The sequence below is a fragment of the Dehalogenimonas etheniformans genome, assembly GCF_014672715.2.
In the GTDB taxonomy this organism is placed as follows: domain Bacteria; phylum Chloroflexota; class Dehalococcoidia; order Dehalococcoidales; family Dehalococcoidaceae; genus Dehalogenimonas; species Dehalogenimonas etheniformans.
Genome location: NZ_CP058566.2, coordinates 1,080,022 through 1,104,667 on the forward strand (window position 1 = coordinate 1,080,022; position 24,646 = coordinate 1,104,667).

22 protein-coding genes and 1 tRNA gene are annotated in these 24,646 nt (G+C 53.0%); 13 read left to right on the forward strand and 10 right to left on the reverse strand.

Annotated features, from left to right (window positions below):
- Positions 1-24: 24 nt before the first annotated feature.
- The 3 genes from HX448_RS05440 to HX448_RS05450 all read right to left on the reverse strand — a co-directional run bounded on the left by HX448_RS05440 (position 25) and on the right by HX448_RS05450 (position 3,032).
- A complete protein-coding gene (locus HX448_RS05440) occupies positions 25-1,674 on the reverse strand; it encodes a peptide ABC transporter substrate-binding protein (protein WP_226846667.1) in 1,650 nt (549 codons plus the stop codon).
- Between the two features lie 31 nt (positions 1,675-1,705).
- Positions 1,706-2,845: a peptidase MA family metallohydrolase gene (locus tag HX448_RS05445; protein WP_102330257.1), complete on the reverse strand. Its 1,140-nt coding sequence runs from the start codon at positions 2,843-2,845 to the stop codon at positions 1,706-1,708.
- A gap of 112 nt (positions 2,846-2,957) precedes the next feature.
- Positions 2,958-3,032 (reverse strand) — tRNA-Met (locus HX448_RS05450).
- A 167-nt stretch (positions 3,033-3,199) separates the two neighbouring features.
- On the opposite strand from HX448_RS05450, the gene nuoE reads away from it, so the two are divergent.
- The 4 genes from nuoE to acpS are packed head-to-tail and all read left to right on the forward strand — an operon-like array spanning position 3,200 to position 8,574.
- Positions 3,200-3,694, forward strand: coding sequence for an NADH-quinone oxidoreductase subunit NuoE (gene nuoE, locus HX448_RS05455; protein ID WP_102330550.1), 495 nt, complete (start codon positions 3,200-3,202; stop codon positions 3,692-3,694).
- Complete coding sequence (nuoF, locus tag HX448_RS05460; protein WP_102330256.1) at positions 3,685-5,553, forward strand: NADH-quinone oxidoreductase subunit NuoF; 1,869 nt, start codon at positions 3,685-3,687, stop codon at positions 5,551-5,553. Before nuoE ends, nuoF begins: the two co-directional genes overlap by 10 nt.
- Positions 5,550-8,207, forward strand: coding sequence for a formate dehydrogenase subunit alpha (fdhF, locus tag HX448_RS05465; RefSeq protein ID WP_102330255.1), 2,658 nt, complete (start codon positions 5,550-5,552; stop codon positions 8,205-8,207). Before nuoF ends, fdhF begins: the two co-directional genes overlap by 4 nt.
- A gap of 7 nt (positions 8,208-8,214) precedes the next feature.
- Positions 8,215-8,574, forward strand: coding sequence for a holo-ACP synthase (gene acpS, locus HX448_RS05470; RefSeq protein WP_102330254.1), 360 nt, complete (start codon positions 8,215-8,217; stop codon positions 8,572-8,574).
- A gap of 72 nt (positions 8,575-8,646) precedes the next feature.
- On the opposite strand, the gene HX448_RS05475 is transcribed toward acpS, so the two are convergent.
- Both HX448_RS05475 and HX448_RS05480 read right to left on the reverse strand, forming a co-directional pair.
- Positions 8,647-9,498: a porin PorA family protein gene (locus HX448_RS05475; RefSeq protein WP_102330253.1), complete on the reverse strand. Its 852-nt coding sequence runs from the start codon at positions 9,496-9,498 to the stop codon at positions 8,647-8,649.
- 146 nt (positions 9,499-9,644) lie between these two features.
- The gene (locus HX448_RS05480) at positions 9,645-11,204 is read right to left on the reverse strand and encodes a DHA2 family efflux MFS transporter permease subunit (RefSeq protein WP_102330252.1); all 1,560 of its coding nucleotides are present in this window, start codon (positions 11,202-11,204) and stop codon (positions 9,645-9,647) included.
- Between the two features lie 126 nt (positions 11,205-11,330).
- Here HX448_RS05480 and HX448_RS05485 point away from each other — a divergent pair, with 126 nt between their 5' ends.
- From HX448_RS05485 to HX448_RS05500, 4 genes are all read left to right on the forward strand, one after another.
- Positions 11,331-12,083: a YebC/PmpR family DNA-binding transcriptional regulator gene (locus HX448_RS05485; RefSeq protein WP_102330251.1), complete on the forward strand. Its 753-nt coding sequence runs from the start codon at positions 11,331-11,333 to the stop codon at positions 12,081-12,083.
- Positions 12,084-12,108: 25 nt separating this feature from the next.
- Positions 12,109-12,612: a crossover junction endodeoxyribonuclease RuvC gene (ruvC, locus tag HX448_RS05490; RefSeq protein WP_102330250.1), complete on the forward strand. Its 504-nt coding sequence runs from the start codon at positions 12,109-12,111 to the stop codon at positions 12,610-12,612.
- Between the two features lie 152 nt (positions 12,613-12,764).
- Positions 12,765-13,880: an HD domain-containing phosphohydrolase gene (locus HX448_RS05495; RefSeq protein ID WP_102330249.1), complete on the forward strand. Its 1,116-nt coding sequence runs from the start codon at positions 12,765-12,767 to the stop codon at positions 13,878-13,880.
- Positions 13,881-13,984: 104 nt separating this feature from the next.
- Entirely contained in the window at positions 13,985-14,953 is a 969-nt protein-coding gene (locus HX448_RS05500) for a hypothetical protein (RefSeq protein ID WP_102330248.1), read from the forward strand.
- An 87-nt stretch (positions 14,954-15,040) separates the two neighbouring features.
- On the opposite strand, the gene HX448_RS05505 is transcribed toward HX448_RS05500, so the two are convergent.
- The 5 genes from HX448_RS05505 to HX448_RS05525 form a co-directional block, all read right to left on the reverse strand.
- On the reverse strand, positions 15,041-17,155 hold the full coding sequence (locus HX448_RS05505) for a glutamine synthetase III family protein (protein WP_102330247.1): 2,115 nt from the start codon (positions 17,153-17,155) through the stop codon (positions 15,041-15,043).
- A gap of 147 nt (positions 17,156-17,302) precedes the next feature.
- A complete protein-coding gene (locus HX448_RS05510; protein ID WP_102330246.1) occupies positions 17,303-17,947 on the reverse strand; it encodes a GNAT family N-acetyltransferase in 645 nt (214 codons plus the stop codon).
- 69 nt (positions 17,948-18,016) lie between these two features.
- Positions 18,017-20,164, reverse strand: coding sequence for a CHASE4 domain-containing protein (locus HX448_RS05515; protein WP_102330245.1), 2,148 nt, complete (start codon positions 20,162-20,164; stop codon positions 18,017-18,019).
- A gap of 32 nt (positions 20,165-20,196) precedes the next feature.
- Positions 20,197-20,421, reverse strand: coding sequence for a helix-turn-helix domain-containing protein (locus HX448_RS05520; RefSeq protein ID WP_102330244.1), 225 nt, complete (start codon positions 20,419-20,421; stop codon positions 20,197-20,199).
- 608 nt (positions 20,422-21,029) lie between these two features.
- Positions 21,030-21,512: a hypothetical protein gene (locus HX448_RS05525; RefSeq protein WP_102330243.1), complete on the reverse strand. Its 483-nt coding sequence runs from the start codon at positions 21,510-21,512 to the stop codon at positions 21,030-21,032.
- Between the two features lie 246 nt (positions 21,513-21,758).
- Here HX448_RS05525 and HX448_RS05530 point away from each other — a divergent pair, with 246 nt between their 5' ends.
- The 5 genes from HX448_RS05530 (at position 21,759) to HX448_RS05550 (ending at position 24,629) form a co-directional block, all read left to right on the forward strand.
- Positions 21,759-22,625, forward strand: coding sequence for an alpha/beta hydrolase (locus tag HX448_RS05530; RefSeq protein WP_102330242.1), 867 nt, complete (start codon positions 21,759-21,761; stop codon positions 22,623-22,625).
- 26 nt (positions 22,626-22,651) lie between these two features.
- Positions 22,652-22,948 (forward strand): hypothetical protein, encoded by a 297-nt coding sequence (locus HX448_RS05535; protein ID WP_102330241.1) that lies wholly within the window; start codon positions 22,652-22,654, stop codon positions 22,946-22,948.
- 155 nt (positions 22,949-23,103) lie between these two features.
- The gene (locus HX448_RS05540) at positions 23,104-23,418 is read left to right on the forward strand and encodes a CxxC-x17-CxxC domain-containing protein (RefSeq protein WP_102330240.1); all 315 of its coding nucleotides are present in this window, start codon (positions 23,104-23,106) and stop codon (positions 23,416-23,418) included.
- Between the two features lie 105 nt (positions 23,419-23,523).
- Complete coding sequence (locus tag HX448_RS05545) at positions 23,524-23,823, forward strand: RNA recognition motif domain-containing protein (RefSeq protein ID WP_102330239.1); 300 nt, start codon at positions 23,524-23,526, stop codon at positions 23,821-23,823.
- A gap of 254 nt (positions 23,824-24,077) precedes the next feature.
- On the forward strand, positions 24,078-24,629 hold the full coding sequence (locus HX448_RS05550; RefSeq protein WP_102330238.1) for an O-acetyl-ADP-ribose deacetylase: 552 nt from the start codon (positions 24,078-24,080) through the stop codon (positions 24,627-24,629).
- The last annotated feature ends 17 nt before the right edge of the window (positions 24,630-24,646 follow it).

The window sequence follows — 24,646 nt, forward strand, 5'->3', positions numbered from 1 at the left end:
TTTTATATTCGGTGTTCAACGATGCTAGTGCGAAGCCACGACAACCTGATCAAGCACCAGCATCCCCATGGGATTGATCTGGAAACCGGTGACATATGGTTTAACCAGGATATACTCCTGGCCGAAGAACAGGGGCATCACCGCAGCATCAGCCAGAATCAACCGCTGAGCCTGCTGATAGAGGGATAGGCCGGCGTTGGAATCGGTGGTGGCGGCTGCCTGATCCAGCAGGGCATCGACCGCCGGGTTAGAATAGCCGCCCGAATTGAAGTCCGCGCCCGTTCTGAACAGGATATCCAGGAAATCCTGGGGATTGGGATAGTCCGCGATCCACCCGGAATAAAACATCTGATCCTTTTCCTGCTTCAGGTTGTAGAGGAACACGCTGGGCTCTAACTGCCGTACGTTGATCGTCACTCCGAGATTGACCTGCCACTCGTTGATAATGGCCTGTAAACCGCCGTCGATAAGCCCGCCGTAACCCGAGGTGGTGATGGTGATGGCTGGCAGGTTTGCCACTGAGCCGTATTTGGACTGGGCGATCAGAGCTTTGGCCTGGGTAATATCAAAGCCGAGGGCTTTCGAGTTGGCGTCGTAGCCCGGAATCCCAGTTGGTAAAACGCCGTTGGCGGCATCGACGGCATCATTGAAGGTTAAACTAACCATTTTATTCAGGTCGACTGCCATTGAAAAAGCCTTCCTAATTAACGGGTCGTCGAACGGGGCTTTTTCGACGTTGAAGCCGATGTACGACAGGCTAAGTTCAGGCACCGATTTAAGCTGAGAGGCGAAAGAGCCGGCGGGATCGGATGCCCGGTCGAGGTCGTCGCCTCCGATTCCGGCGACATCGATTTGATTGGTCTCGTAGAGGTCCATTGAGCGTCCGGCCAAGAACTTGAACACGGCAGACCCGAGTTTGACGGCGCCGCCATAATAATTCCGGTTCTGGCTAAGCGTAATGGACGTGGTTTTAACCCAACTGCCTAATTTGAACGGACCGGTGCCGCTGGGCGTCTCCCACCAGTTGGCGCCGGACGCCACATTTGTTTTATCCACTGCAAACGCAGTAACAAATGCCAATTTGTAAATGAGGTACGAAGCCGGCTTAGCCAAAGTGATCTGGAGGGTATAATCGTCAACCACTTTTACGCCGGAAAGGCTCGTGGCTCGCCCGGTGAGCATCTCGACGGCGCCGGCGATATCGGCAAGATAAGTCGCCGCTGTCGTAGAGCCGACTGATGGGGTGCAAGCCCGCTCCCAGGAGTATTTAAAGTCGTTTGCCGTCAGCCGGTGGCCGTTTTGAAACGCCACGTCGTTCCGCAGGTGGAAGGTGTACGTCTTGCCGTCGGTGCTGATATCCCAACTTGTGGCGATGTCGGGCAGGATGCCGGCGTTACCCGTTTTGACCAGCCCGCTGAAGATCTGGTTCACAAACAGGATCGATCCCGATTCCGCCGCCAGTGCCGGATCCAGGGTATAGGGCTCGGATGCCTCAAGATTGAGGACAGTGCTGGAGGCCGGGGCGGTGGTGATGGGAGCGGCAGTTGTAGAGCCGGGTGTGTTTGTGGTCGAATCCGGCGGTGATGTCGTCTGTCCGTTGCCGGTACAGCCAACCGCGAGAGCAAGCAGCAATACCAGGGCCGCCGGTATCATCAAGACCTTTTTAATATTCATCCAATTCCTCAATTAAACTTGCCTCGCCGGGTTATTTGCCGTAGACCGAATTTTGCCACAGCGTGTTCAGTCCTGCGATATCAAAGCCATAAACCGTCTTGAAGGCATTGTCGTAGGTTGAACCCTGCGCAAAAGTGGTTAGAAGCGAGGAAAGTTTTGATTGCCCGTACCTGTCTACCAGGAACTTTACCAGGTAGTAGCTTTCGGCATATGAAATGTATGCTTTTGTCGAATCGGCGGAGAACGGGCTGTCCAGGGTCCGGACCGAGATCAGGCTCTTGCTCAGGACAGCCAGGCTGAAAACGGTGACGAACGTCGAATCCAGCGGGCCCTCGGCGTACATCGAAAGCCCCTCGTTCAACCAGACGGGGATGCCGCTGTAGGGGTTGTTCGTCATCTGGTTGGTCACCAGGTGGGTCAGTTCGTGTATCACCGCCCCAGTGCCCCAGGCTAGATTGTCCGTAGAGACCCCGATGGTAATGATATTGAAATCGGTGAAGGCCACGCCGCCGGTCCACTCCCGCGGGAACACCATGGCGCCCTGAAGATCCGCCGAACCGTTATAGATGTAGATGGTAACCGGCTTCTTGAGCTGGGCCCCGGTATCGGCGGCTAACTTCACCAGCGCCTGCTGGGCGGTGGTCATCAGCGTCTGGGCGAACTGGTTATTGCCCTGGTACCATTTCAGGGTCACCAGCCCCTGGGTGATGCTCTGCCAGGCATATTTAGTGTCCTCAAAACTGAAGGAGGCGGTAGCGCTTTGGGTCACGTTGTTATCCGTGTCTTTCAGCGTCCACCAGTATACGATCTTCGTGCCCGTCGGCACGCCGCCGATGTACCGCAGGTCAAGAGTATAGCTTGAGTTGATGGATTTCGAGGGCGTGATCTTGGCGATGGCCTCGCTGGTCACCTGAGCGAACGACGTCCGTTCTATCCGGTAGTGCAGCCTGGCATCCACGATATTGGATGTTCCCAGCGCGACGATGTTGAATTTGATGGTCAGGGGAAATGAGGGCTGGACCGAAGTCGAGGTGATTGAAATTGAACCCTGTGACTGGTTGGTAGCCGTTTGCGGTGCAACCGGGGCCATTGCGACGGCGCTCTGCGGAGCAAGAGGGATGATTACCGCAAGAATAATCGAACCCAGGACTAACCGAAGCCGTTTTAACATGGTGCCCCCGGAGTGTTCTTTGTATTTGCGGAAATTATACCTTCAGTGCGGATGATAATGAAACTCCGAACAAACAAAAAGCCCGGCTTTTCAGACGAGCTTATCTTCAAATTGGTAGCGGGGGATGGATTCGAACCACCGACCTTCGGGTTATGAGCCCGACGAGCTGCCACTGCTCCACCCCGCGACGGAAAACTCTTAATTATCCCATTTCAGTGTAATGTTGTCAATGTCATAGCTACCAGTGATAACCAAATTCCTGGTTGCCACGATTCAGGCTTTAGTTTATAATTATTCATCTCCAATGTTATGTCATCTGTCTCCCTGTCGTTGATCGAGTATTCCCTTATCGATATGTCAATCGACGTCGTTCAGAATCAAACCGAAATCAATGCCGTTTTGGGCGAATTCAAGCGCGATCGAGATAGCCTGATTCCGGTGCTGCAATCCATCCAGGGGCGTCTTGGCTATTTACCGCCCGAAGTGATCTCAGCCGTGGCCGAGCACCTGGGGCTATCAGAAAGCACTGTCTACAGCGTGGCTTCGTTTTACACCCAGTTCAAGTTCAAGCCATCCGGTAAGAACATAATCAAGGTCTGCCGCGGCACCGCCTGCCACGTGGGAGGCGGCGAGAGGATACTTGCGGAGCTCGAGCGCCAACTAGGCATAAAACCCGGCGAAACAACCCCTGACCTTCAATTCACCCTTGACACCGTCGCCTGCATCGGCGCCTGCGCCCTGTCTCCGGTCGTGACCGTCAATGAAAACATCCACGGCCGCGCCGTAGTGAGCAAGATCCTCGAAGCGGTTGCACAGAAGAAAGGTGTGGCGGTCTGCCAATGCCCGTGACCGTTGATTTCAAAGCCATTCAGACCGAATCCATGGCTTCTTGGCAGGCGTTGATCGAAAGCCCCACCCCCCACATTCTGATCGGCACCGCTACCTGCGGCAAGGTCTCAGGCGCCATGAGCGTTTACGATGCCATCCTTGCCGCCATCGAACGGCTGGGAATCAAAGCCACCGTCACCCAGGTCGGTTGTTTCGGCATGTGCTACGCCGAGCCGACGATGGACATCGCCCTGCCCGGCATGCCCCGCATCAGTTACGGTTTTATGACACCGGAAAAAGCCGGTCAGATTATTGAAGATTACATCGTAAAAGGGGACCCCAGGGCGGATCTGGCGCTTTGCACCATAGGTGATGGCCTTATTGAAGGCATTACGCCGTTCGATGAGATGCCTATGCTAAAAGGTCAGCACCGCATCGCCTTACGCAACGGCGGCCACATCAATCCATTGCGCATCAACCATTATATCGCTCGGGGCGGCTATGCCGGGCTTCACCTCGCCCTAACCTCTCTAACACCCCAGCGGGTTATCGACGAAGTAGCCAAATCGGGGCTTCGCGGCCGCGGCGGCGCAGGTTTTTCTACCGGTCAGAAGTGGCAGTTCTGCCGTGACGCCAAGGGTTCATCCAAGTACATGATCTGCAACGCGGACGAAGGCGATCCCGGAGCGTTCATGGACCGTTCGATCCTGGAGGGCGATCCTCATTCTGTCATCGAGGGGCTTATTATCGCCGCCTATGCCATCGGCGCCGCCGAAGGTTTCATCTACGTCAGGGCGGAATATCCCCTAGCCGTTTCAACGGTTCGACATGCGGTTGAACAGGCCAGAGAGCTTGGATTTCTCGGCAAAAACATCATGGGTTCCGGCTTCGATTTTGATGTAAAGATAAAAGAAGGCGCCGGAGCCTTTGTCTGCGGCGAAGAAACCGCCCTGATGGCCGGCATCGAGGGCAAACGCGGCATGCCCCGCCCCCGCCCGCCGTTTCCCGCCCAATCAGGGTTATGGAGCAAACCGACGACGATCAACAATGTTAAGACCCTGGCGATGGTCTCGTTTATACTTTCCGAGGGGGCTTACAGATTTGCCGGTTTGGGCACCGACAAGAGTCAGGGCACCTGCGTTTTCGCTTTGGCCGGAAATATCAACCACATGGGCTTGATCGAAGTGCCCATGGGCACGCCCCTCAACGACGTCATTTTCAAAATAGGTGGCGGAATACCGAAAGGCAAGAAATTGAAAGCCGTTCAGATCGGCGGCCCGAGCGGCGGTTGCATCCCGGCTGACCTTTCGTCAACAACTCTGGATTACGAATCCTTGATCAAATCCGGCGCCATCATGGGCAGCGGCGGCCTCATCGTCATGGACGAGGGCAACTGTATGGTGGATGTCGCGCGCTACTTCCTTTCCTTTATTCAGGCTGAATCGTGCGGCAAATGCACTCCGTGCCGCCTCGGTACTAAACAGATGCTGGACATCCTCGAGCGTATAACCAAAGGTGAGGGCAAACCCGAGGACATACCGACTCTGGAAGAATTAGCCAAGCAGATCAAGGTATCATCGCTGTGCGCCTTGGGCGGCACTTCCCCCAACCCTGTTCTCACCACTCTGAAATATTTCGGTGACGAATATGAAGCTCACATAAATGAAAAACGCTGCCCGGCGGGCGTGTGTAAGTCGCTCATCAGGTATTCGATCGTAAATGAGAAATGCAACGGCTGCCGCCTGTGCGTGACCGCCTGCCCGGCTAAAGCAATCACGTTTGTCGGTAAGCGCAAGCCCGTCATCCTAGATGAGACATTATGCAACCGCTGCGGCATCTGCCGCGATGTCTGCAAACTAGATGCGGTGGCGGTGAAATGATCAGAATCCGCATAAACGACCAAGAAATCGAAGCCGTCGAGGGACAAACTGTACTCGAAGCCGCCCGGCAGGCAGGGATTTATATCCCGAGTTTATGTTACTCACCCGATCTGAAACCTTATGGCGGTTGCCGCATGTGCGTCATCGAGATCGATAAGATGCGCGGCCTGCCCACCGCTTGCACTACACCGATAACCGAGGGCATGGTGATGCGTACCGAAACCCCCGCTTTATCTGATGCCCGCAAAGCTATCCTCGACCTGCTGCTGGCTGAACATCCTCTAGATTGCGTCTCATGCGTTAAAAACGAACGATGCGAACTCCAGGATGTCGCTAGGTATCTGGGGATCAGTGAAAGCAGATTGCCTCGAAATTCCCGCGTTCAGGCGATCGACGATTCCAATCCCTTTTTCACCCTCGACCGCAACCGCTGCATCCTCTGCGCCCGCTGCACACGGGCCTGCGATGAGATTACCGGCAACAACGCCATCGAAATCGTCGATCGAGGTTATGAAAGCCGCGTTGGAACAGTGGCTGATCGCCCTCTGGTTGAGACCAACTGCGCCTCCTGCGGCGAATGCGTCGCCCATTGTCCTGTCGCGGCTTTTATCCCTAAAGATTATGTAAAACCAGAGGGACCGGTGTCTACCATCTGTCCCTATTGCGGTGTCGGATGTAGCATAAATCTGGAGATCTCCAGAGGAAAGATCGTCGGCGTTTCCGGGGATCTTAACAACCCCATTTCGAACGGGCGGCTATGCGTCAAAGGGCGCTATGGAATCAAAGAATTCGTGCATCACCCGGACCGGTTGACCAACCCATTGATCAAGCGGGATGGGGAATTCGTCGAGTCAGCCTGGGATGAAGCCCTGGAATATGCCTGCTCAAAGCTTTACCAATACCGGCCGGAAGAGGTCGCCGTAATCGCCTCGGCCAAGGCTACGAACGAAGAGAATTATCTCATTCAAAAATTCGCCCGGGCGGTTTTGAAAACAAACAATGTGGACCATTCCGCCCGGCTGTGCCATGCACCAACAGTCACCGGTCTGGCCGCCGCATTCGGTTCCGGTGCCATGACCAACTCAATCGGCGACTTAAAAGAATCAGCGTGTTTCTTCATCCTGGGGGCAAATACTTCGGAAACTCACCCGATCATCGGTTTCGACATCAAGCAGGCTGTAAAAAACGGCGCCAAACTCGTCGTGGCTAATCCCGTAAAAATCCCGCTCGTTCGCTACGCCGATGTGTATTTGCAGATAAATCCCGGCAGCGACGTCATGTTGCTCTCGGCGATGTGCAAAATTATTAATGACGAGGGTTTGCTCGATCAAGAATTCATTGACCAACGCACCGAGGAGTTCGATCAATTCAAGAAATCGCTCAAGAAGTTCGATCTCGAACAAGCCGTCGCCGTCACCGGGGTCCCGTTGGAGGACATACGAAAGGCGGCCCGCCTCTATGCCAGCAGCAAACCGGCATCCATTCTCTACGCGATGGGCGTTACCCAACACCGCCACGGCACCGACAATGTGTCTGCAGTAGCCAACCTGGCAATGCTCACCGGCAATCTGGGCAAGCCTGGCGGCGGAGTAAATCCATTGCGCGGCCAGAACAACGTCCAGGGCGCCTGCGACATGGGAGCCCTACCCGATGTCTTGCCCGGTTACCAGAAGGTGTCCGATGATCAGGTCAGGGCTAGATTCGAGTCCGCATGGGGAGTGAAGTTGCCTCCCGCACCCGGCTTATCCCTACTCGAAATTATCGATGCCGTCGATCGAAAACAGATCAAGGCTCTGTACGTCGTCGGTGAAAATCTTATGCTGTCGGATCCAGATCTAAATCATCTTAAAAAAGCTTTGATGAAATTGGAATTTCTCGTGGTTCAAGATATTTTTATGAACGAGACGGCTGAACTAGCCCGCGTCGTTCTTCCTTCGACGACTTTCGCCGAAAAAGAAGGTACCTTCACCAACACCGAACGCCGCGTCCAACGCCTCAGGAAGGCGATAAATCCGGTCGGTTACTCAAAACCGGACTGGTGGATCACCGCACAGCTTGGGAAACGACTCTGCGGGAAGGGTTTTGATTTTTCGAACTCGACTCAAATCTTTGAAGAAATCCGTTCACTAACTCCATCTTATGCCGGCATTACATACGAAAGGGTGCAAAACAACGGCATGCAATGGCCCTGCCCGTCTATAAACCACCCAGGCACCCCTATTCTCCATGTCGAGGCTTTTACCCGTGGCAAAGGCGTCTTCAAAGCGGTTAAATACCTTCCACCTGCCGAATCGCCTGATACCGAATACCCTTTCATCCTTACTACCGGCCGAAGCTTGTACCATTTCCACACCGGAACCATGACCCGAAGAGTCAGGGGGCTTAAGCAACTGCAGCCGATGGAAACTCTGGAGATTGCTGCTACAGATGCAGTGGGTTTGGAGATCGAGGACAATGATCTGGTTAACGTCTCCTCGCGCCGTGGTTCAGTCCGCGCCAGAGCACGGATCTCAAAACGGATTAAACCGGGAACGATTTTCATGACATTCCACTTCCCCGAAACCGCCACCAACATCCTGACCAACGCTGTTCGCGATCCCGTTGCGAAGATACCTGAACTCAAGGTGGCAGCCGTCAAAATCGAGAAGGTATAATAGCGCTGTGAAACAGTACCTCGGCGTCGACATCATCGAGATTAGCCGCATCGAAAAGGCCGTTACCCGTTGGGGAGACTCTTTCTTGGACCGTGTTTTCACTGCTGCCGAGAAAGAAAAATATCTCAATCGGCCGGAATCGCTGGCCGCGCGCTTCGCTGCCAAAGAAGCCACGGTTAAAGCCCTCGGTACCAACGAGATTATTTACCGGGACATCGAGATCGTCTCTGGGCCGGGAGAGCGCCCTCAGATCAAGCTCGTGGGTCGGGCGTATGCCATCGCCGGTGGCCTGGGAATCAGCAGCTTGGCCGTCAGTCTCTCGCACAGTCGAGATTATGCAGTAGCCGTCGTTTCCGGGCTCGGTTAGCATCGCAGCCGCAGTAAAATGATAAACAAAGGAGGCTCTTTCGAGCCTCCTTTTATCTTCCAGGAATTTGCGTTAGGCCGCTTTAGGTTTGGATTTTAGAACCAGTCCAAGGATGACCAAAACGGCACCAAGGGCAATGGCTCCCCAGAAGCCGTAAACGCTAGCCCACATGATCTTGTTCATGTTTGCCTTGCCTTCGGTAACCATTTCATCAATGGTAGCCTGGGTGAAATGGCTTTCGTTGATGAGAACAGCCATCGATGAGCCATTGGCTAACAGCTGATTTACAGTGGTAGTGAGTTTTGAATCAACGGGAGTACCGGACACGGGTTCAACCTTGATTGTAGCCGCGACATCGATTCTTTGGGTAGCACTAGTAGGACTAGTATTTCCTTTTGAATCAATATTGAACACGTAGACTTTAAGACCATCTACGGTTTCTTCGCCCACGAAAGTAGCCGGAAGGGTAGAGTTAGTTGTAGCTACCCAGTATTGGTATGTTTCTTTCTGAACATCTAAGGGGAAGGTGAATTGCCCGCTTCTAGTTTTATCGCCACCAGCCAGGTTTACTCGAGTCGTGCGATCGATCGCATATGTTTCGTGCGAGTCTAATGCGGCAAGCGTTGAAGCTCCGGGAGCTGAGGATAGCGGTGCACCGTTAGCTGCGAGAAAAAAAGTGATGTCTTGCTTAAGCACTAGGGCATCATCAGCATTGATTTCGGTTCCTTTTAAGATACGATCCATTTTCGTGGCTATAGGAACCAAAGTTCCCGCAGTCTGATTGAAAACTTGGACTTGGCCTTCAAAATGATAGGTAACCGAATAATCTGCCGGGAGTTTTGCCATGCCTGGGAAAATGAGGTAGAGCCAGACCATCGCAAACGCGATAACCAAAACGCCAAGGGCAACCAGTGCTCGACGCATCGACGACCCCTTTCCTCATTGAACAGATTGAATACCTGTTCAATACAATATAATGGCGACCATCATATGGCTAATATGTCCTAATGTCAATACTTTGAATGAACTATCATTCAATATGAAAGGGATGGCTCAGTTCACTTGGATTGTCAGGAATGATTTACGACAGAATACCTTTTTGAAGGTTTGTAATTAATGAATAGCGCCACTGCCGCGCCCGCTGCCGCTACGAACATGGTAACGGTCATCGCGGTCGAAATGGCGCCGTTGAATTGTTCCCGCATGATCTGTCCGATAAGTTCCTGTAGGAATGAAGGTGCATCGGAAAATGACGCGCCGGTCATCCCACCTTTACTGACCGCTTCCAGCATGGCGTCTTTAGCTGATTGCGGCATGAATGGGATATAGCCGAACAAGTAGGTTAAGTTAGCCACCAGTTGAAATTGTAGGACCGCCCCCAATGCCGAAATACCAAGTGTTGCCCCCACCTGGCGCATTGTCGTCAACACTCCAGATGCCGCTCCGGAATTAGCTACCGGCGCAGAACCCATAACTACCGTACCTAGCGGAGCCATCACCAATCCCAGTCCAATTCCGGCGCCTGCCATCGGCAGGGCGATCATTACCCATCCGGTGTTCATCCCGAATTGTTTCAGGAAGAAGAACGCACCTGCCACGATCAACATCCCGGCGGACATCGCCCACCGCATTGGTACGTGATCTGCCAGCCGGCCGGCAAGTGGCGAAATAATCATCAAGGCGAGGGGTAATGGTAATACTAACAATCCGGCATGCATGGGCGTGAATTGCCTCACCATTTGCAAATACATTACCGAAAGGAAGATTCCCCCTACCAAGCAGAACATAAGCAGCAGGCCTAAAATATTGCCGGCGGAAAACGATAAATTGCGAAACAGCGAAAGTTCGATCAGAGGGGCGGCGCTTTTGGCTTCGGCGACGATGAACGCAACTCCGGCAAGCAGGCTGATGCCGAACAAGCCTAGGATAACGGGAGACGTCCAACCGAATGATTGGCCTTCCACGAGGGCGTAAGTCAGCGTTCCCAACGCCAATGATGCGGTGACGATCCCGGCGAAATCGATCCGTTTACCAGCATCCGGATCACTCGACTCAGGTATTATCCTTCTTGCCGCAACAAGGGCTGCCAACCCTATCGGCAGGTTAACCAGGAATATCCACTGCCAGCCGAGGCTGCCGACAAGCAAGCCACCGATCAGCGGTCCGAGTGCGGCGGCCGCTCCCGCCGAAGCCCCCCAGATACCCATCGCCAACCCGCGCTGACCGCGGTGGAAAGTGATGTTAAGGATTGAGAGAGTCGCCGGCATCATCGCCGCTCCGCCCGCAGCCTGTAGCACCCTGGCCGTAATCAGCCATTCGATGCCGGGCGCTAGTCCGCAAAGGAGCGATGCCCCGGTAAACAGGGCGAGGCCGCCGGTGAACAGTTTCTTCCTACCGAACATGTCGCCCAACCGCCCCATAGTAATAAGAAGGACGGCGAAAACCAGGACATAGGCATTCAGGATCCATTCACCGTCGGCAAGTGAAGCTGACAGTTTATCCATGATGTCCGGCAGAGCGATATTGACTATCGTCACGTCGAGATTGATCATGAACAGCGCGGCTGACAATACAGCCAATATCAGCCATTTGCTGGAAACATTGCCGGGAATCTTGGCGTTTTGAGACATAGGCGACCCATTCTATCGGCGGAATTGTTTTATGTCAAAGAGCCCAGGGTACCATTTCTTTCACTTGTCCGAAATGCTAGAATATAAATTGACTTAAATTGTCTTTAGATCGGGAGTTTTGAAGGTATGTCCGGACATTCCAAATGGGCTAACATCCAGCATGAAAAAGGCGCCGCCGACGCCAAACGAGGCCAGGCTTTCACCAAGCTATCCCGCGAAATTATCATGGCTTCCAAGGAAGGCGGCCCTGAACCCGACATGAATGCCCGACTGCGCCTGGCTATTCAGAAGGCTAAGGACGCCCGCATGCCCGCCGACAACATTGAGCGGGCGATTAAAAAAGGCTCTGGGCAACTGGAGGGCGAGGTCATGGTCGAATTGAACCTGGAAGGTTACGGCCCCGGAGGCGTCGCCGTGCTCGTCCAGGCTGTGTCGGATAACCGCAACCGCACGGTTTCCGACGTTCGGCACCAATTTACCCGCAGCGGCGGAGCCATGGGCGAGGCCGGATGCGTCTCCTGGATATTCGAATCGAAGGGTTCGATTATTCTCAAAACCGGCGGAAAGGACCCCGAAGAATTAACCCTGGAAGCGATCGACGCTGGAGCCGATGACGTCAAACAGGAAGAAGATGTTTTAGAGGTCATCACCGCTCCTGACCAGTTGGAAAAGGTCCGCAAGGCACTGGAAGCCAAGAAGATAAACGTGGAATCGGCCAGCATTGAAAAACATCCCAAGACCCAGGTCGAACTCAACGAAGAAACTGCGATACAGGTGCTTAGGCTTCTCTCCAATCTTGAAGACATGGATGATGTCCAGAATGTCTACTCCAACGCCGATTTTGATCCGGCTGTTGTCGATAAATTTGCCGCAGGATAGTTAAGCGGCTCGCGCAAGTCTGTTTATGAGGATCATTGGTATCGACCCCGGCACCCGGTGCCTCGGATACGGCATCATTGATGCCGCCGGTTCCAATGTCACCTATATCGGTTCCGGCGCCGTCACATGTTCTGATAAGCTCCCTATGACTGACCGGTTGGTCAGGCTCTACGCGGAACTTACCAGGATTATCTCAGAGCACCGTCCTGATTGTGCCGCCGTTGAAACGCCCTTCTTTTCCGAAAATGCCCGCTCAGCCCTGGCTGTCGGTAAAGCCCAGGCGGTCGCAATTTTAGCCGCGGCTAATGCCGGCCTACCTGTTTATGAGTATCCCCCGGCTAAAATCAAAGCCCACATCTCCGGCTTCGGCGCCTCTGACAAGGACCAGGTATCCCGGATGGTTGTCCTTCAACTGGGTCTGTCTCAGCCCCCCGCCCCTGCCGACGCCTCCGACGCACTGGCCTGTGCCCTGTGCCATCTCCAGGAGATGCAAACCTCAGCCATTATTAAACGAAGTGCCGGTACATAAATCGGCTCCGATGATCGGGATCATCACATCGGCTGATTGATATTACTAATGTGTCCCTTAACAGGTACTTTTATGGGATTGTCCTCTTCTTAAATAAAGTTCAATATCATACCGGGGATTGTGACACAATCCGCTATGCGGTGTGAGGTTCTATGGCTACGGCTGGCAAGGGTGAAATTCTGCTTGTGGTTGACGGCGATGATGGGCAGCGCAAGATTCTTTCCTCGATGCTGCTTTCAGAGGGGTACCATTGTCTGGTCAGCTCCAATGCCGCTCAAGCGATGGAACTGGTTGAAAACCACGAGGTTGCGCTCGCATTTTTAGCAACGAATCTTTGCGGGAAATCAGGCTTTCAGCTTCTTCGTGAGATAAAAGCCAAGGGCACCGATACCTCGGTCATTATAGTTGCGGACGCGAAGGACGTCGATTTTGCGATCCAGAGCGTCAAATCGGGCGCCTACGATTTCGTGACCCGGCCGGTTAATCCGGTCCTCCTCGGTTTGAGCATTCGTCGAGCGCTTGAAACCAGGCGACTTGAATCCCTTGCGTTTGATAATAAACGTTCGCTTGAATCCAAAGTTGCTGAACGGACTCGCGATCTGTCCCAGAACCTGGCAAAGATCAAGTCAGCCTCAATCGACACCATCATGCGGCTTTCCCGCGCCGCCGAATTCAAGGATGAAGATACCGGCAGCCATATTGAACGCATGAGCCGCTACACAGCCATCGTCGCCGATCGTATGGGCTTGCCGGATGCTTACGTTGAGTCCATGTTGTACGCCTCTTCGATGCACGACATCGGGAAAATAGGCATTCCGGACAGCATTCTGCTCAAATCCGGAAAGTTATCCTCCGAAGAATGGGAAGTGATGAAGCGTCATACCATAATCGGAGCCAAGATCCTTGACGGTGCCGAGGCTGAGGTGGTCAGATTGGGCGGGATCATCGCCCTCAGCCATCATGAAAAATGGAACGGTACGGGTTACCCCTTTGGCTTCAAAGGGGAAGACATCCCGCTGTCAGGGCGTATTGCCGCCATTGCCGATGTCTTTGATTCTCTTACTTCCAAAAGAGTGTATCGCGCCGATGACTTTACGGCGGATGAGACATTTCGAATCATCGAACAAAGCGTCGGCGTGCAGTTTGATCCGGCTGTTTTCACTGCCTTCAAAGCTGCCTGGCCGGATATTGTCTCCGAACAAGAGCGTTTCCGCCGCCTGGATTCCAGCCGCCGGGAGACCGTGGAAAGTCTTCCGTTGATATCGTAGGTCTATCCGACTATCTTCACTTCTCTTGCCTTCGCCCTTCCAAAGTCATACACTTCTGTTGGCGATGTTTTCGTCACCAATAAATCCTCCGACAGTAGCTTTGAATGAAAGCCCCAATCGATTGGTTGCTCGAAGGAGAACCCTGGGTAGAGTACGTTGCCAGGAGGGACCTGCTCGGGCAAGATGAAAACTCTCCCAGGGTCGGGGCAGCACGGAGAGCGATGCTTGCGGACCCGATGGTGAAAGGTCTCATCGCTGAATTGTCAGGGTGGCCTGGAACGGTCATCTCCAGCCACAAAAGTCCCGGCCAGCCGTTTCACAAGCTAACATTTATTGCGGATCTGGGATTAGTTTCCGGAGATCCCAGGATGACCGAGGTAGTTTCCAGGATTCTGGCAAACCGTTCTCCCGAAGGTCCCTTCCTTCTTCCTGTGCCGGCTTCCACTAGCGGCAAGGAATCCGGTCAGGGCAAATGGGCATGGGCATTATGCGACGCCCCGCTTATCGTGTACGCCCTGGTGAGATTTGGTCTTGCCCACGATCCGGCGGTTGAACAAGCTGTTAATTATCTCGCTGGATTGTCGTTTGACGCCGGGTGGCCTTGCGCAGTCTCAAAGGAACTCGGAAACTTCCGTGGGCCCGGTCGCAAGGGAGAGCCCTGCCCCTACGCCACCCTCGTGATGCTCAAGCTTCTTTCACAACTAGATAGATTTCGGGACAGTTCCGGTTGTCATCGGGGCGCCGAGTCGCTATTGTCACTATGGGCTCACAGCCGGAACAGGCACCCGTTTATGTTCTATATGGGGACTGATTTTCGCAAACTCAAAGCGCCCTTTATCTGGTACGATTTGCTTCATGTGCTCGATGTGCTGTCACGGTTTCCGTGGCTCGGGGATGATCCCCGTCTGGAAGATGCGATATCGGTATTGGAAAGCAAAGCCGACCCGGAAGGTCGATTCACCATCGAGTCCGTTGGGACTGCCTGGAACAATTGGGAATTCGGGCAGAAAAGAGTGCCGTCCAGGTGGCTGACATTGTTAGCCTGGCGGGTTCTCAACAGGTTTCGGGAATAGTGCGCCGCTTTCAACCCTGAGCAGAAGAGCACCTAAAATAAAAAAGCCGGTGGGAGCTTTAGGGCTCCCTCCCCGGCTTAAGCTGAACTAGAGGTTGAACAGGAGTTTTGCATAGGTCGGCATCGGCCAGTATTCGGCATCGACCATCGTCTCCAGGGCATCGGCATCCTTGCGGAGATCGCCCATGGCTTTGAAAACCAGGTCCCTGTAAGCCACGGCCTGCGCCTTGGTGTCGCCGTGCATGGGCGAGGCGGTCTGGATGGCTTCTTCCAGTTTGGTCAGGTTGGTGCTGAAAGATCTCACCAGTTGGCTGACCTGGGCGAACAGGGTGGTCTCCACCTCAGTGTTCCCTTCCACCGCCGTGATTGCCGCGATCGAGTTGGCGAGTTCCGCCTTGTAGCTCAGAACCGCCGGCAGGATCTGCCGTTTGGCCATCTCAACCATGGTTTGCGCTTCAATGTTGATCGTCTTGATGTAGATTTCGTACTGGATCTCGGCCCGGGACTCCATCTCAACAGGTGACAACACGCCGTGCTTTCCCATCACCGCAATGTTCTTTTCCGCTGTTATCGCCGCGATGGCATCTACCATATTGCCGATGTTCGGCAAACCCCTCTTCTTGGCTTCCGCCACCCATTCTCCGGAGTAATTGTTGCCATTGAAAATGACCCGCTTGTGCTTCTTGACAACCTCGAAAATGATGGCATTGATCTCTTTTTGTACGTCAGCGGCTTTTTCAAGCCTATCGGCGAACTTGCACAGACTTTCAGCGACGATGGTGTTCAGAGTAAAGTTCGCCTGGGCGATAGGCTGCATCGATCCAACCATCCGGAATTCGAATTTGTTGCCGGTGAAAGCAAAAGGTGAAGTCCGGTTTCGATCGTTCGTGTCTTTAGCCCACGATGGCAGAGCGGTAGCGCCGAGGTTCATGGTGCCACCCGCTTTACTCTTGGTGGCTCCCCCGGCTTCGATCTGGGCCAGGATATCGGTGAGTTGTTCCCCGAGGAAAATGGAGATGATAGCGGGCGGAGCCTCATTGGCGCCCAGCCTATGATCGTTGCCTGGACTGGCGGCTGACATACGGAGGATTTCGGCGTAATCATCTACAGCCTGAATGACGGCGGAGAGGAACAGCAGAAACTGGCTATTCTGATGGGGATCTTTGCCGGGATCAAGCAGGTTCTGCCCCTCGTTAGTCCCCATCGACCAGTTGTTGTGCTTGCCGCTTCCGTTGATGCCGGCGAACGGTTTCTCATGCAGCAGGCACACCAGACCATGTCGCAGGGCGACCTTTCTCATTGTCTCCATGGTAAGCTGGTTGTGATCGGTGGCGATATTGGTCGTAGAGAATATGGGGGCTAGTTCATGTTGGCCGGGGGCAACTTCATTGTGTTCGGTCTTGGCAGCCACGCCCAGCTTCCATAACTCGGTATCGACATCGGCCATAAAAGACGCCACACGATCATTTATCTGGCCGAAGTAATGATCTTCCAGTTCTTGCCCCTTGGGCGACTTGGCGCCGAAAAGGGTGCGGCCGGTCAGGATCAGGTCCTGGCGTTCGTCGAATAGTTTTTTATCGATAAGGAAATATTCCTGCTCCGGCCCCACCGTCGTGGTAACCCTCTTGACGGTCTTATTGCCGAGAGCCCGCAGCACCCGGAGCGCCTGGCGGTTGATGGCGTCCATTGAACGCAGCAGGGGTGTCTTCTTGTCGAGCGCCTCGCCGGTATAGGCGGCAAAGGCCGTTGGAATATATAGGGTGCCGTCCTTGACGAAAGCCGGTGAGGTGTAGTCCCAGGCGGTGTAGCCTCTGGCCTCGAAGGTGGCGCGAAGGCCGCCGGAAGGGAAGGAAGAAGCGTCGGGTTCGCCCTTGATAAGTTCCTTGCCCGAGAATTCCAGGATGACGCGGCCGTCAGGTGTGGGAGAAATGAAGGAGTCGTGCTTCTCTGCGGTGACGCCGGTCAAAGGCTGGAACCAGTGAGTGAAATGGGTGGCGCCCTTAGCGATAGCCCAGTCTTTCATCACCGAGGCCACTACCTCAGCTACCTGGGGATCAAGTGGCAAGCCTTCTTCGATTGTTTGCCTCAAGGACTTGTAGATCTCTTTCGGCAGGGTCTGGCGCATCACCTGGTCGTTAAACACGTTGCTACCGTAGATCTCGGTCAGGTTGATGTTTTCTCTTCTTGCTGAACGCTGCGTCATCGTCGCTCCTTATTCATCGACATTCTTCAATTACGCAAATAAGCTGGCCTTTTCGCCGATTACTATTCGAGATTGTACAAGAAAATTGTTACGATCATATTACAACGCGCGGCTTAGCCCCGGCGAGACGCTCGATTGAAAACAATCTCAATACCTGAGGCTCACTATGAACCTGAATTCGCGTTGAGATTCCGTATCTTTCTTCTCTTTGAACGGAAAACCAGCGTCGTACTGTGCCAGTTGTTCTTCGTCGATGGAGTACGCGGCGCTTTCAACGAAATTTCCCGGCATATTCGCTAAGGCTCCCGGCTTTAGTTCCAGCGCCAGCAGCGCGGCGGCGAATTTTCCGTCGAAAGTTCTGATATCGTACTTCTCGGCGCACCTGAAACCGAAGCGGCTGTAATACCTCGGATCCCCATAGATGACGATGGCCGGAAAGCCCATCCCCCGCGCCAGCGCGATGGTATGTGTGATAAGCAAACTGCCGATACCCTGATTTTGAAGTTCGGGTATCACGCTTACAGGACCGAAGGTAATGACTTCGTGAGTTTGCCCATTTTCGCCTCTGATAGCGCTCCTTGCGTAAGCGATCTGACCCACGATCCGTCTGTCCTTTTCAGCGATGAAATCCAGTTCCGGGATGAAATCTTGGCTTTTCCGAAGGTTATGTATCACCAGGTGTTCGCAGCAACCGGGGACATGGACATCCCAAAATGCGTCCCGGACCAGTTGCTCGACAAGAGGATAATCTTCTTCCTGCTCTCGTCTGATGATAAGGTCGGGCGTATGCATGGCGTGATTATAGCTTTTTGCAGGCGTTTGTGCAGGTAATCCGATATCGTACAGTCAGTATCGCTCTAACTAAGCCGTCGCTCCCACCACCACTGCCTCAGTTCCGGCAGATTCATCCCTGGAGGTTACCGGCAGTTCGATCGTAAAAATGGCGCCTTCACCCGGCTCGCTTTTTACGCTCAGGGTGCCCCCGTGTTCCAGGACTATCGACCTTGAAAGCGGTAACCCCAACCCTGTCCCCTCCCCCGGCGCCTTGGTTGTGAAAAACGGTTGGAACAGTTTGGTCATGACATCCGGAGGAATCCCCGGCCCGTCGTCGGCGACGGTGATGCGGACGTTCTCTCCGTGTCGTTCTGTACCGATCGTCAGGGTGCCGCGGTTGTGTGCTTTCTTCATCGCGTACTGGGCGTTTATGATCAGATTGAGGAATACCTGCTGCATCTGTCCCGGGTCAATTACCAGCCAGGGCAGATCGGGATTGAACTCCTTGACGATTTCGATGTTCGAAATCTGAAGGGAATAGGTCTGCAACGCCAGGGTGGAATTGAGAATTTCGTTGATGTCGACCCGGGTCCGCAAAGGTTGGGTATGACGCGCAAAGGTTAACATCCTCTTCACTATCTCGGCAACCCTGGCGGAACCCTCGGCGATAGGCCTGATATCTGCTTTCACGAGTTCGGGCAGATCGCTTTCCAATAGCATATCGGTAAAACCGATGATTCCGGTTAGCGGGTTGTTGATCTCATGGGCGATTCCGGCAGCCATTTCGCCCAGAGACGCTAGCCTGTCGGTTACGATCAGGTGGCTTTCCATCTGTTTACGTTCGGTAACATTTTTGGTAATTTGGACCATGCCAGTCATCTTCCGGTCGTCATCAATAATCGGCGCCATCGATATTTCAAGGTGAGATTCCTTGACGGCATCGTAATACTCTTCAGTCACCGGCCTGTGGGTTTTTATTATTTCCTGGTGAGCGCAATCCTTGGGAGGTGCAGTCGTCCCATGAATGATCTCGTAGCATTTCTTACCCACTAGGTCGCCGGGTTCCATGCCGTAAGACCTGGCGAAGGCCCGGTTTACCCTCATGAAACGGTAGTCATTGTCCTGAATGGAAATGGGATCATCGATTGAATCGAAGGTGATCCTCCATTCCTCGGCGGCTTTCTTCAAGGCTTTCTGAGAGTCTTCCAGACGATCAAGCGTATCATTAATTGCTTTACCTAGCGATGCCACTTCGTCATTGCCATCGTCTGGCACCCGATGTTTTTCATTCCCCTTGACCCCTATCCCCGCCACCGCCCGATTCAATAGTGACAACGGAGTCACCACCGTTCGTCCCATCATGAGATACAGGACGATTCCCAAGACCGCCATCGCCGCTCCCAGCGCTAATATCATAGAGTTGAGCGTCGATGTTCCGTTTAGCAGGTACTCGCGGGGTGCCGTTACCTTGATCAGGAATGAAGCTTTGCCTTCAAGGTCGTTGACCGATTCATAGGCCGCGATCTGGCTTGAGTCGACCGGGGCGATCCAACGGTCGTTCTCTTCAAGGTGACTCAATGCCGATTGCGCTTTTTCGTCGCTGTTCCAGGTGTCCGGGAAATCCAGGCCGACATCAGTCAACATTTTCTGGCTCAAAGCCATCCCGTAGTCCTGGGCAACATATCTGCCCCACACCAGGAATCCACGGGACGGGCCCTGCCGGTCGCTGGTCAGAATCGGATTGGAAACGACCATCAAGGGGTGTCCGCCGATGGTGACGAACCCCGTATTGGACTGTTTCTCCTCCTCGATAAACAAAGGCGCTCCGGAGGTTTTCAGAGTATTGATGGATTCATCCGGGATATCTGCGATTCCTGACGGTGAACTGCTCCCCTCCCATACCACGTTCCCCGAATTGTCCACATACATGATCAGGTCGATCCCCAAATTCTCAAAAATGGAAGCCACCAGATTGGATTCTACATAAGCGGAATTTCGGTCATCCATGAAATTGTACGTGTCGTCCCAGTCAGCCCAGTCTATATTTACCTTGTTCAGGTTCGCCAATTCTTCATTAATGGCGATGGTAATAAGGTCAAGGTGCTGGGACATGTGCTCATGGTCCAGGTCATCGTAATTACGGAGCAGAATGGCGTCGGACACCACAAAAATTAGGATAATTGCAGCAATCGTCGAAACAGCGGCGATCGAGAACACTTTTACTCTTAGCGACATACCGGTTGATCCATTCTTGTTCAAGATAGATTTTATCGGGATTCCGATTTAGCCATGGTGATAACTGCGCTTGTCCTGGCCAACAAGGCTTTAAGTTGCTCCTCGGTGAATAATCTCCATCCCCTAAAATCCCGGTGCAGGTCGCCCGGCAATTCGTCATCCTCGCACCAACGGAAAAGCGTGTTCCGGCTGATGCCTACTCTACGGCAGACTTCGGCGGTCCTGAAGTATTTTGTTCCTTTAATTGTCACGGGCATGGTTGTCTCCTGTTGCCATACTTGGCACACTCTACCATACCAATCTAAGCAGCCATATCCCTCTTTAGTAATGGTTGCTGGGGCTATCTATCAAACAATGGTACTAGCCTGACACAAGTTTCCGGTTACTCTCTCGGCGCATCCTATGACCTTCATCCTTTTTACCAACCTGGTAGTCACGCAAGGATGCGCTCGCCAGGGCTGCATGCTCCTTTATCTGGTTTGTGGTTTTACGAATTTTTCAGGAGAAACTCAAATCTCCTTTGAAGAACTCTTAAAGCAATCTATAATTCAGTTATAGGAGGCGCTCTATGTGCGATCATTGCCGGACCCATCATCCTGAACTTTACGTCGATAAACCGCCGGTCAAAACTGCAAAGACCCCAAAGAAGGCTGAACCGGCTAAAAAGAAGTAGCTTGAAGGACTGGATAAGGGCGTCCTTCCTCTTTTTCAAAACTCTGAAATCCCGCTGTGTCTCTATTGACGCCTTTCTTTGGCTGTTCTAATGGCGACCTGGCGCCCGCCCCTACCCCTTTGTTATTTCGGCGAGCGAAGCGACGTGGCAATCTAGGCGCCCGCCTGGTTGATGTGGTCTGTCCTTCGCCCTTTACGTGGATTTTACGGCGCGGAGAATCGACATCACTTTCTCGGGATCGTTGGAGGAGAAAACGAATTCGCGGTCCGGAAGGCTTCGCCGCTGGATGACGACGCCCGGTTTGCCGATAACGTTGTAAACGATTCTCCGTTTACCGTCCTTCCAGCCGAACCGTATTCCGAAGCCGCCGTAAGCCAGAGCGGAAGCGTCTTCACGGTAAATGTCGGTGAGGTCCTCCGCAGGAATGTTGTGGTGGAAAACTCCGTACCCCGCCGATACGCCCCGCGGTGAAATCTTGATGGTCAGAAAGGCGAAGTTGATCGCCACCGCCAGCAGGAACAGACCAGTTACCGGCAGAAACCAGATCATCGATGCGTTTTCGACCGTATCCGTTGCCAGCATCGAAGCAAAAAGCCCCAGTGAAAACAAACCTGCCGCCCCGGCGAGTAAAGACGCCAACCCGGAAAACATTTTCTCCTGGTACGTCTTGTCCATATTAACTCCTTTATAATCCGTTTGCTTTACCCTGATTCAGGATTCGTCTCAATTTCTTTGCTATAGGATAGATATTCCAGACCCCAAAGTCACCGATCGCCGGGTGAGTATTTTCCTGTCCTAAAGTAGGGATTCTCGCATCGTTGTAATTTACCCAAACCCCAATCCCTCCCTCTTTCTGTCTTTGCTAACCCCCGCCTTGAATGGTAAATTCGCCGAATAAGCACAAAGAAGTACAATGTAGGTATGCTTCTGGCAATTTTATCAATCTTCATCGGCTTGGCCACTTTGTATTTTTTAGTTTCGGCCTTGATCGCCAATGGTATGGCGGCTTCAAAAAGGATATTCCCTCCCGCCCTGGAGTACCCCGAGGTCCGTTTTGGTAATCTTTTTGATGATACCAAGATTAGCGGCTGGTTGATTCCTGCAACTGGCCAATCTTCAAAAGCTACCTTGATTGCCATGCACGGAGGCAAGCAGAACCGGGCGGATGAGACTGTCGGCTTGTTGCAAATGTGCCGGGATGTGGCCAGACTCGGCTTTAATGTCCTGTCGTTGGATCGCCGGGGTTGCGGCCGATCCGGCACCGCGAGATTAAACGAACGCACCAAGTCTGATCGGGATTTTGGCGGCGCCATCGATTGGATTTTAAAGCAGAATCCGGATGAAAAAGTCCTGCTGTTCGGGACTTCGTTTGCGGGAGTGGCCGCTCTGGTTCACGCTTCAAAAGACCATAGGGTCATCGGCGTCGTCGCCGACAGCAGCTTTAAATGCAGTCTGGCCATGGCACAACGATGCCTTTACGAAACTTTCCCGCCGTTTAAGGTATTCGCTCATGGAGCGGTATGGATGGCGGGACCGGTGTGCGGTGTAGGCGATGACGATGCCATTGATGCCGTGAAAAAGATTATTTGCCCTGTTCTATTCACCGGTGGTGAATTGGACAGAGTGGTGCCGCCGTCCGATGCCCGGGAGTTGCTGGAGGCTTCAGGCAATCCCCTGGATGAAATTTTGATTGTCCCCGGCGCAGGGCACAGTCAAGCTTATCGTACCTCTCAGGCGACATATATCGCCCGTTTGGATGCTTTTATCAACAAGTGCCTTCAACAATAGAAAATATCGGATTAACGGAGGGAATTATGCCCATCGACGGAGATAAATCGAATACCGGAAGAGATGATTTGAAAAATAGAGCGCCGGCCAAAGGTGATAGACTGATGTGCGGAAACTGCGGCCTGATCGTTAGTATTGAAGAAATTAATCGTTCAGCCGCCTTTGCAGAGCCCGTTTGTTGTGCCATGCCCATGAAATTGCACCTTTCAAACCCTGTAAATACTGCAATTTCCCTGAAGACACGCGGACGCCAGGCTGGGTCTTCACGGTACCAGGGCGTCACCATTCAAAAAGATACCCAGCCGAGAGATGATTGCATATGATTTTTAAGCTTTGCATTTGCTATCTGCCCCGATTGAGTATATAGTGGCAATAGTTGCAGTTTAGGTTATTACTCACTTACCGGAACCCTTCTTTGATTCCCCTGAGTATTGGATGACCCCGACTCTGACGAATTTTTAAAGAGAGGAGGTTATCCATGAATTTTCAAGCCAAAACGATTCCTTGTTGCGATTGCGGGACGAACTTTGAGTTCACCGTCGCCGAACAGGAATTTTATCAATCCAAGGGTTTCGTGAACAATCCAAAACGTTGTCCCGCATGCCGGGCAACGCGCAAGTCTGATCGAACCAACAGCACCGCCAACACTACGAGCTACAATAGTTATGCTCCGCGTCAAATGTATGCTGCTGTTTGTTCCGATTGCGGCAAAACTGCCCAGGTTCCCTTCGAACCTCGTAACGGTAAACCCGTTTACTGCAGTGATTGTTACCGTAAAGTGAAAGCTGCCTGAAGCCCCGATGACGGGAGGAACCGGTTGGGATTCCAGCCGGTTCCTTTTCTCCGTGCTCCGGTTCATAAAACCTCAACTAATTTTGCTGCGGTGTGAGGGAGGATTATGAATATATATGTTGGAAACCTTTCCCTGGCTATGACCGAGGCTGAATTGCGGAAGGAGTTTGATCCTTTTGGCACAGTAAACTCGGTCACCCTGATGAATGACAACCATATTGGCAGTGGGCAACTCCGGGGCTACGCTTACGTCGATATGCCATCTATCGCGGAGGGCGAATTAGCCATCTCTTTCATCAATGGAAGATGCCTGAACGGAAGGATCGTGACTGCCATTCAAGCTATGCCCTTATCTAGCGAAGAGGCCAAGGGCTGTCGGAAGGCTCGAACGAGAGTTAGGAATTAGTCTTCTTGTTGAACGGATCAACGACTTCGACTGAAAATCACATTAAATAAAGTCAGTAATCAGGGTAACACTTGTCTTTGCGAGGACTTGCCAGTTGGCAAGTCCGTGGGAATCGTCCTCGAATAGTACACCGATCAAATACCCGTTCGTGGTGAGCCTGTCGAACCATGAACGAGTAATCAATTCATTAAGGTCGCTGACCAGTTAAGCTTTTCTCACTTTGACCTCCACTCAACTAGGTCTATGATAAATGTATGGATACCCTCACCATCAATTCCACCACCATCAAACTGACCATGGGCGACATCGTCGCCGCGAAAGTGGACGTTCTCGTGAATGCCGCCAATTCGGAACTGGCCGGTGGCGGTGGCGTCGATGGGGCTATTCACAAAGCCGGCGGACCTGATATTCATGTCGCCTGCCACGAGATTATTTCAAAGCAGGGCCCGGTTCTACCCGGCAAGGCAGTGATCACCGCCGCGGGCAACCTCCCCGCCAAATGCGTCATTCACGCCGTGGGGCCGATCTGGTATGGGGGTAAGCACAACGAGGCCGAGACCTTGGCCAGCGCATACACCGAGAGTTTAAAGCTGGCCACAGCTAACAATCTTGAAAGCGTTGCCTTCCCGTCTCTAAGCACGGGGGCTTATCATTACCCACTGAATCAGGCTTCCAAGATAGCCTTGAAAACTGTTGCCGACTATTTAAAATCGAACAAAACCAGCCTTAAAGAAGTCCGGTTCGTTCTTTATGACACTAAGACTTACGAGGCTTATGCTAAGGCGTTGGCTGAGATCGGTTCTTAAATTTCAACAACAACCAT

Coding starts and splice junctions, on each gene's coding strand:
- HX448_RS05485 (WP_102330251.1), top strand. CDS start 11,331: ATGTCCGGACATTCCAAATGGGCTAACATCCAGCATGAAAAAGGCGCC.
- nuoF (WP_102330256.1), top strand. CDS start 3,685: ATGCCCGTGACCGTTGATTTCAAAGCCATTCAGACCGAATCCATGGCT.
- HX448_RS05540 (WP_102330240.1), top strand. CDS start 23,104: ATGAATTTTCAAGCCAAAACGATTCCTTGTTGCGATTGCGGGACGAAC.
- HX448_RS05530 (WP_102330242.1), top strand. CDS start 21,759: ATGCTTCTGGCAATTTTATCAATCTTCATCGGCTTGGCCACTTTGTAT.
- HX448_RS05500 (WP_102330248.1), top strand. CDS start 13,985: ATGAAAGCCCCAATCGATTGGTTGCTCGAAGGAGAACCCTGGGTAGAG.
- ruvC (WP_102330250.1), top strand. CDS start 12,109: ATGAGGATCATTGGTATCGACCCCGGCACCCGGTGCCTCGGATACGGC.
- fdhF (WP_102330255.1), top strand. CDS start 5,550: ATGATCAGAATCCGCATAAACGACCAAGAAATCGAAGCCGTCGAGGGA.
- HX448_RS05505 (WP_102330247.1), bottom strand. CDS start 17,155: ATGACGCAGCGTTCAGCAAGAAGAGAAAACATCAACCTGACCGAGATC.
- HX448_RS05495 (WP_102330249.1), top strand. CDS start 12,765: ATGGCTACGGCTGGCAAGGGTGAAATTCTGCTTGTGGTTGACGGCGAT.
- HX448_RS05545 (WP_102330239.1), top strand. CDS start 23,524: ATGAATATATATGTTGGAAACCTTTCCCTGGCTATGACCGAGGCTGAA.
- HX448_RS05515 (WP_102330245.1), bottom strand. CDS start 20,164: ATGTCGCTAAGAGTAAAAGTGTTCTCGATCGCCGCTGTTTCGACGATT.
- HX448_RS05510 (WP_102330246.1), bottom strand. CDS start 17,947: ATGCATACGCCCGACCTTATCATCAGACGAGAGCAGGAAGAAGATTAT.
- HX448_RS05550 (WP_102330238.1), top strand. CDS start 24,078: ATGGATACCCTCACCATCAATTCCACCACCATCAAACTGACCATGGGC.
- HX448_RS05445 (WP_102330257.1), bottom strand. CDS start 2,845: ATGTTAAAACGGCTTCGGTTAGTCCTGGGTTCGATTATTCTTGCGGTA.
- HX448_RS05535 (WP_102330241.1), top strand. CDS start 22,652: ATGCCCATCGACGGAGATAAATCGAATACCGGAAGAGATGATTTGAAA.
- HX448_RS05525 (WP_102330243.1), bottom strand. CDS start 21,512: ATGGACAAGACGTACCAGGAGAAAATGTTTTCCGGGTTGGCGTCTTTA.
- HX448_RS05475 (WP_102330253.1), bottom strand. CDS start 9,498: ATGCGTCGAGCACTGGTTGCCCTTGGCGTTTTGGTTATCGCGTTTGCG.
- nuoE (WP_102330550.1), top strand. CDS start 3,200: ATGTCAATCGACGTCGTTCAGAATCAAACCGAAATCAATGCCGTTTTG.
- HX448_RS05440 (WP_226846667.1), bottom strand. CDS start 1,674: ATGAATATTAAAAAGGTCTTGATGATACCGGCGGCCCTGGTATTGCTG.
- HX448_RS05520 (WP_102330244.1), bottom strand. CDS start 20,421: ATGCCCGTGACAATTAAAGGAACAAAATACTTCAGGACCGCCGAAGTC.
- HX448_RS05480 (WP_102330252.1), bottom strand. CDS start 11,204: ATGTCTCAAAACGCCAAGATTCCCGGCAATGTTTCCAGCAAATGGCTG.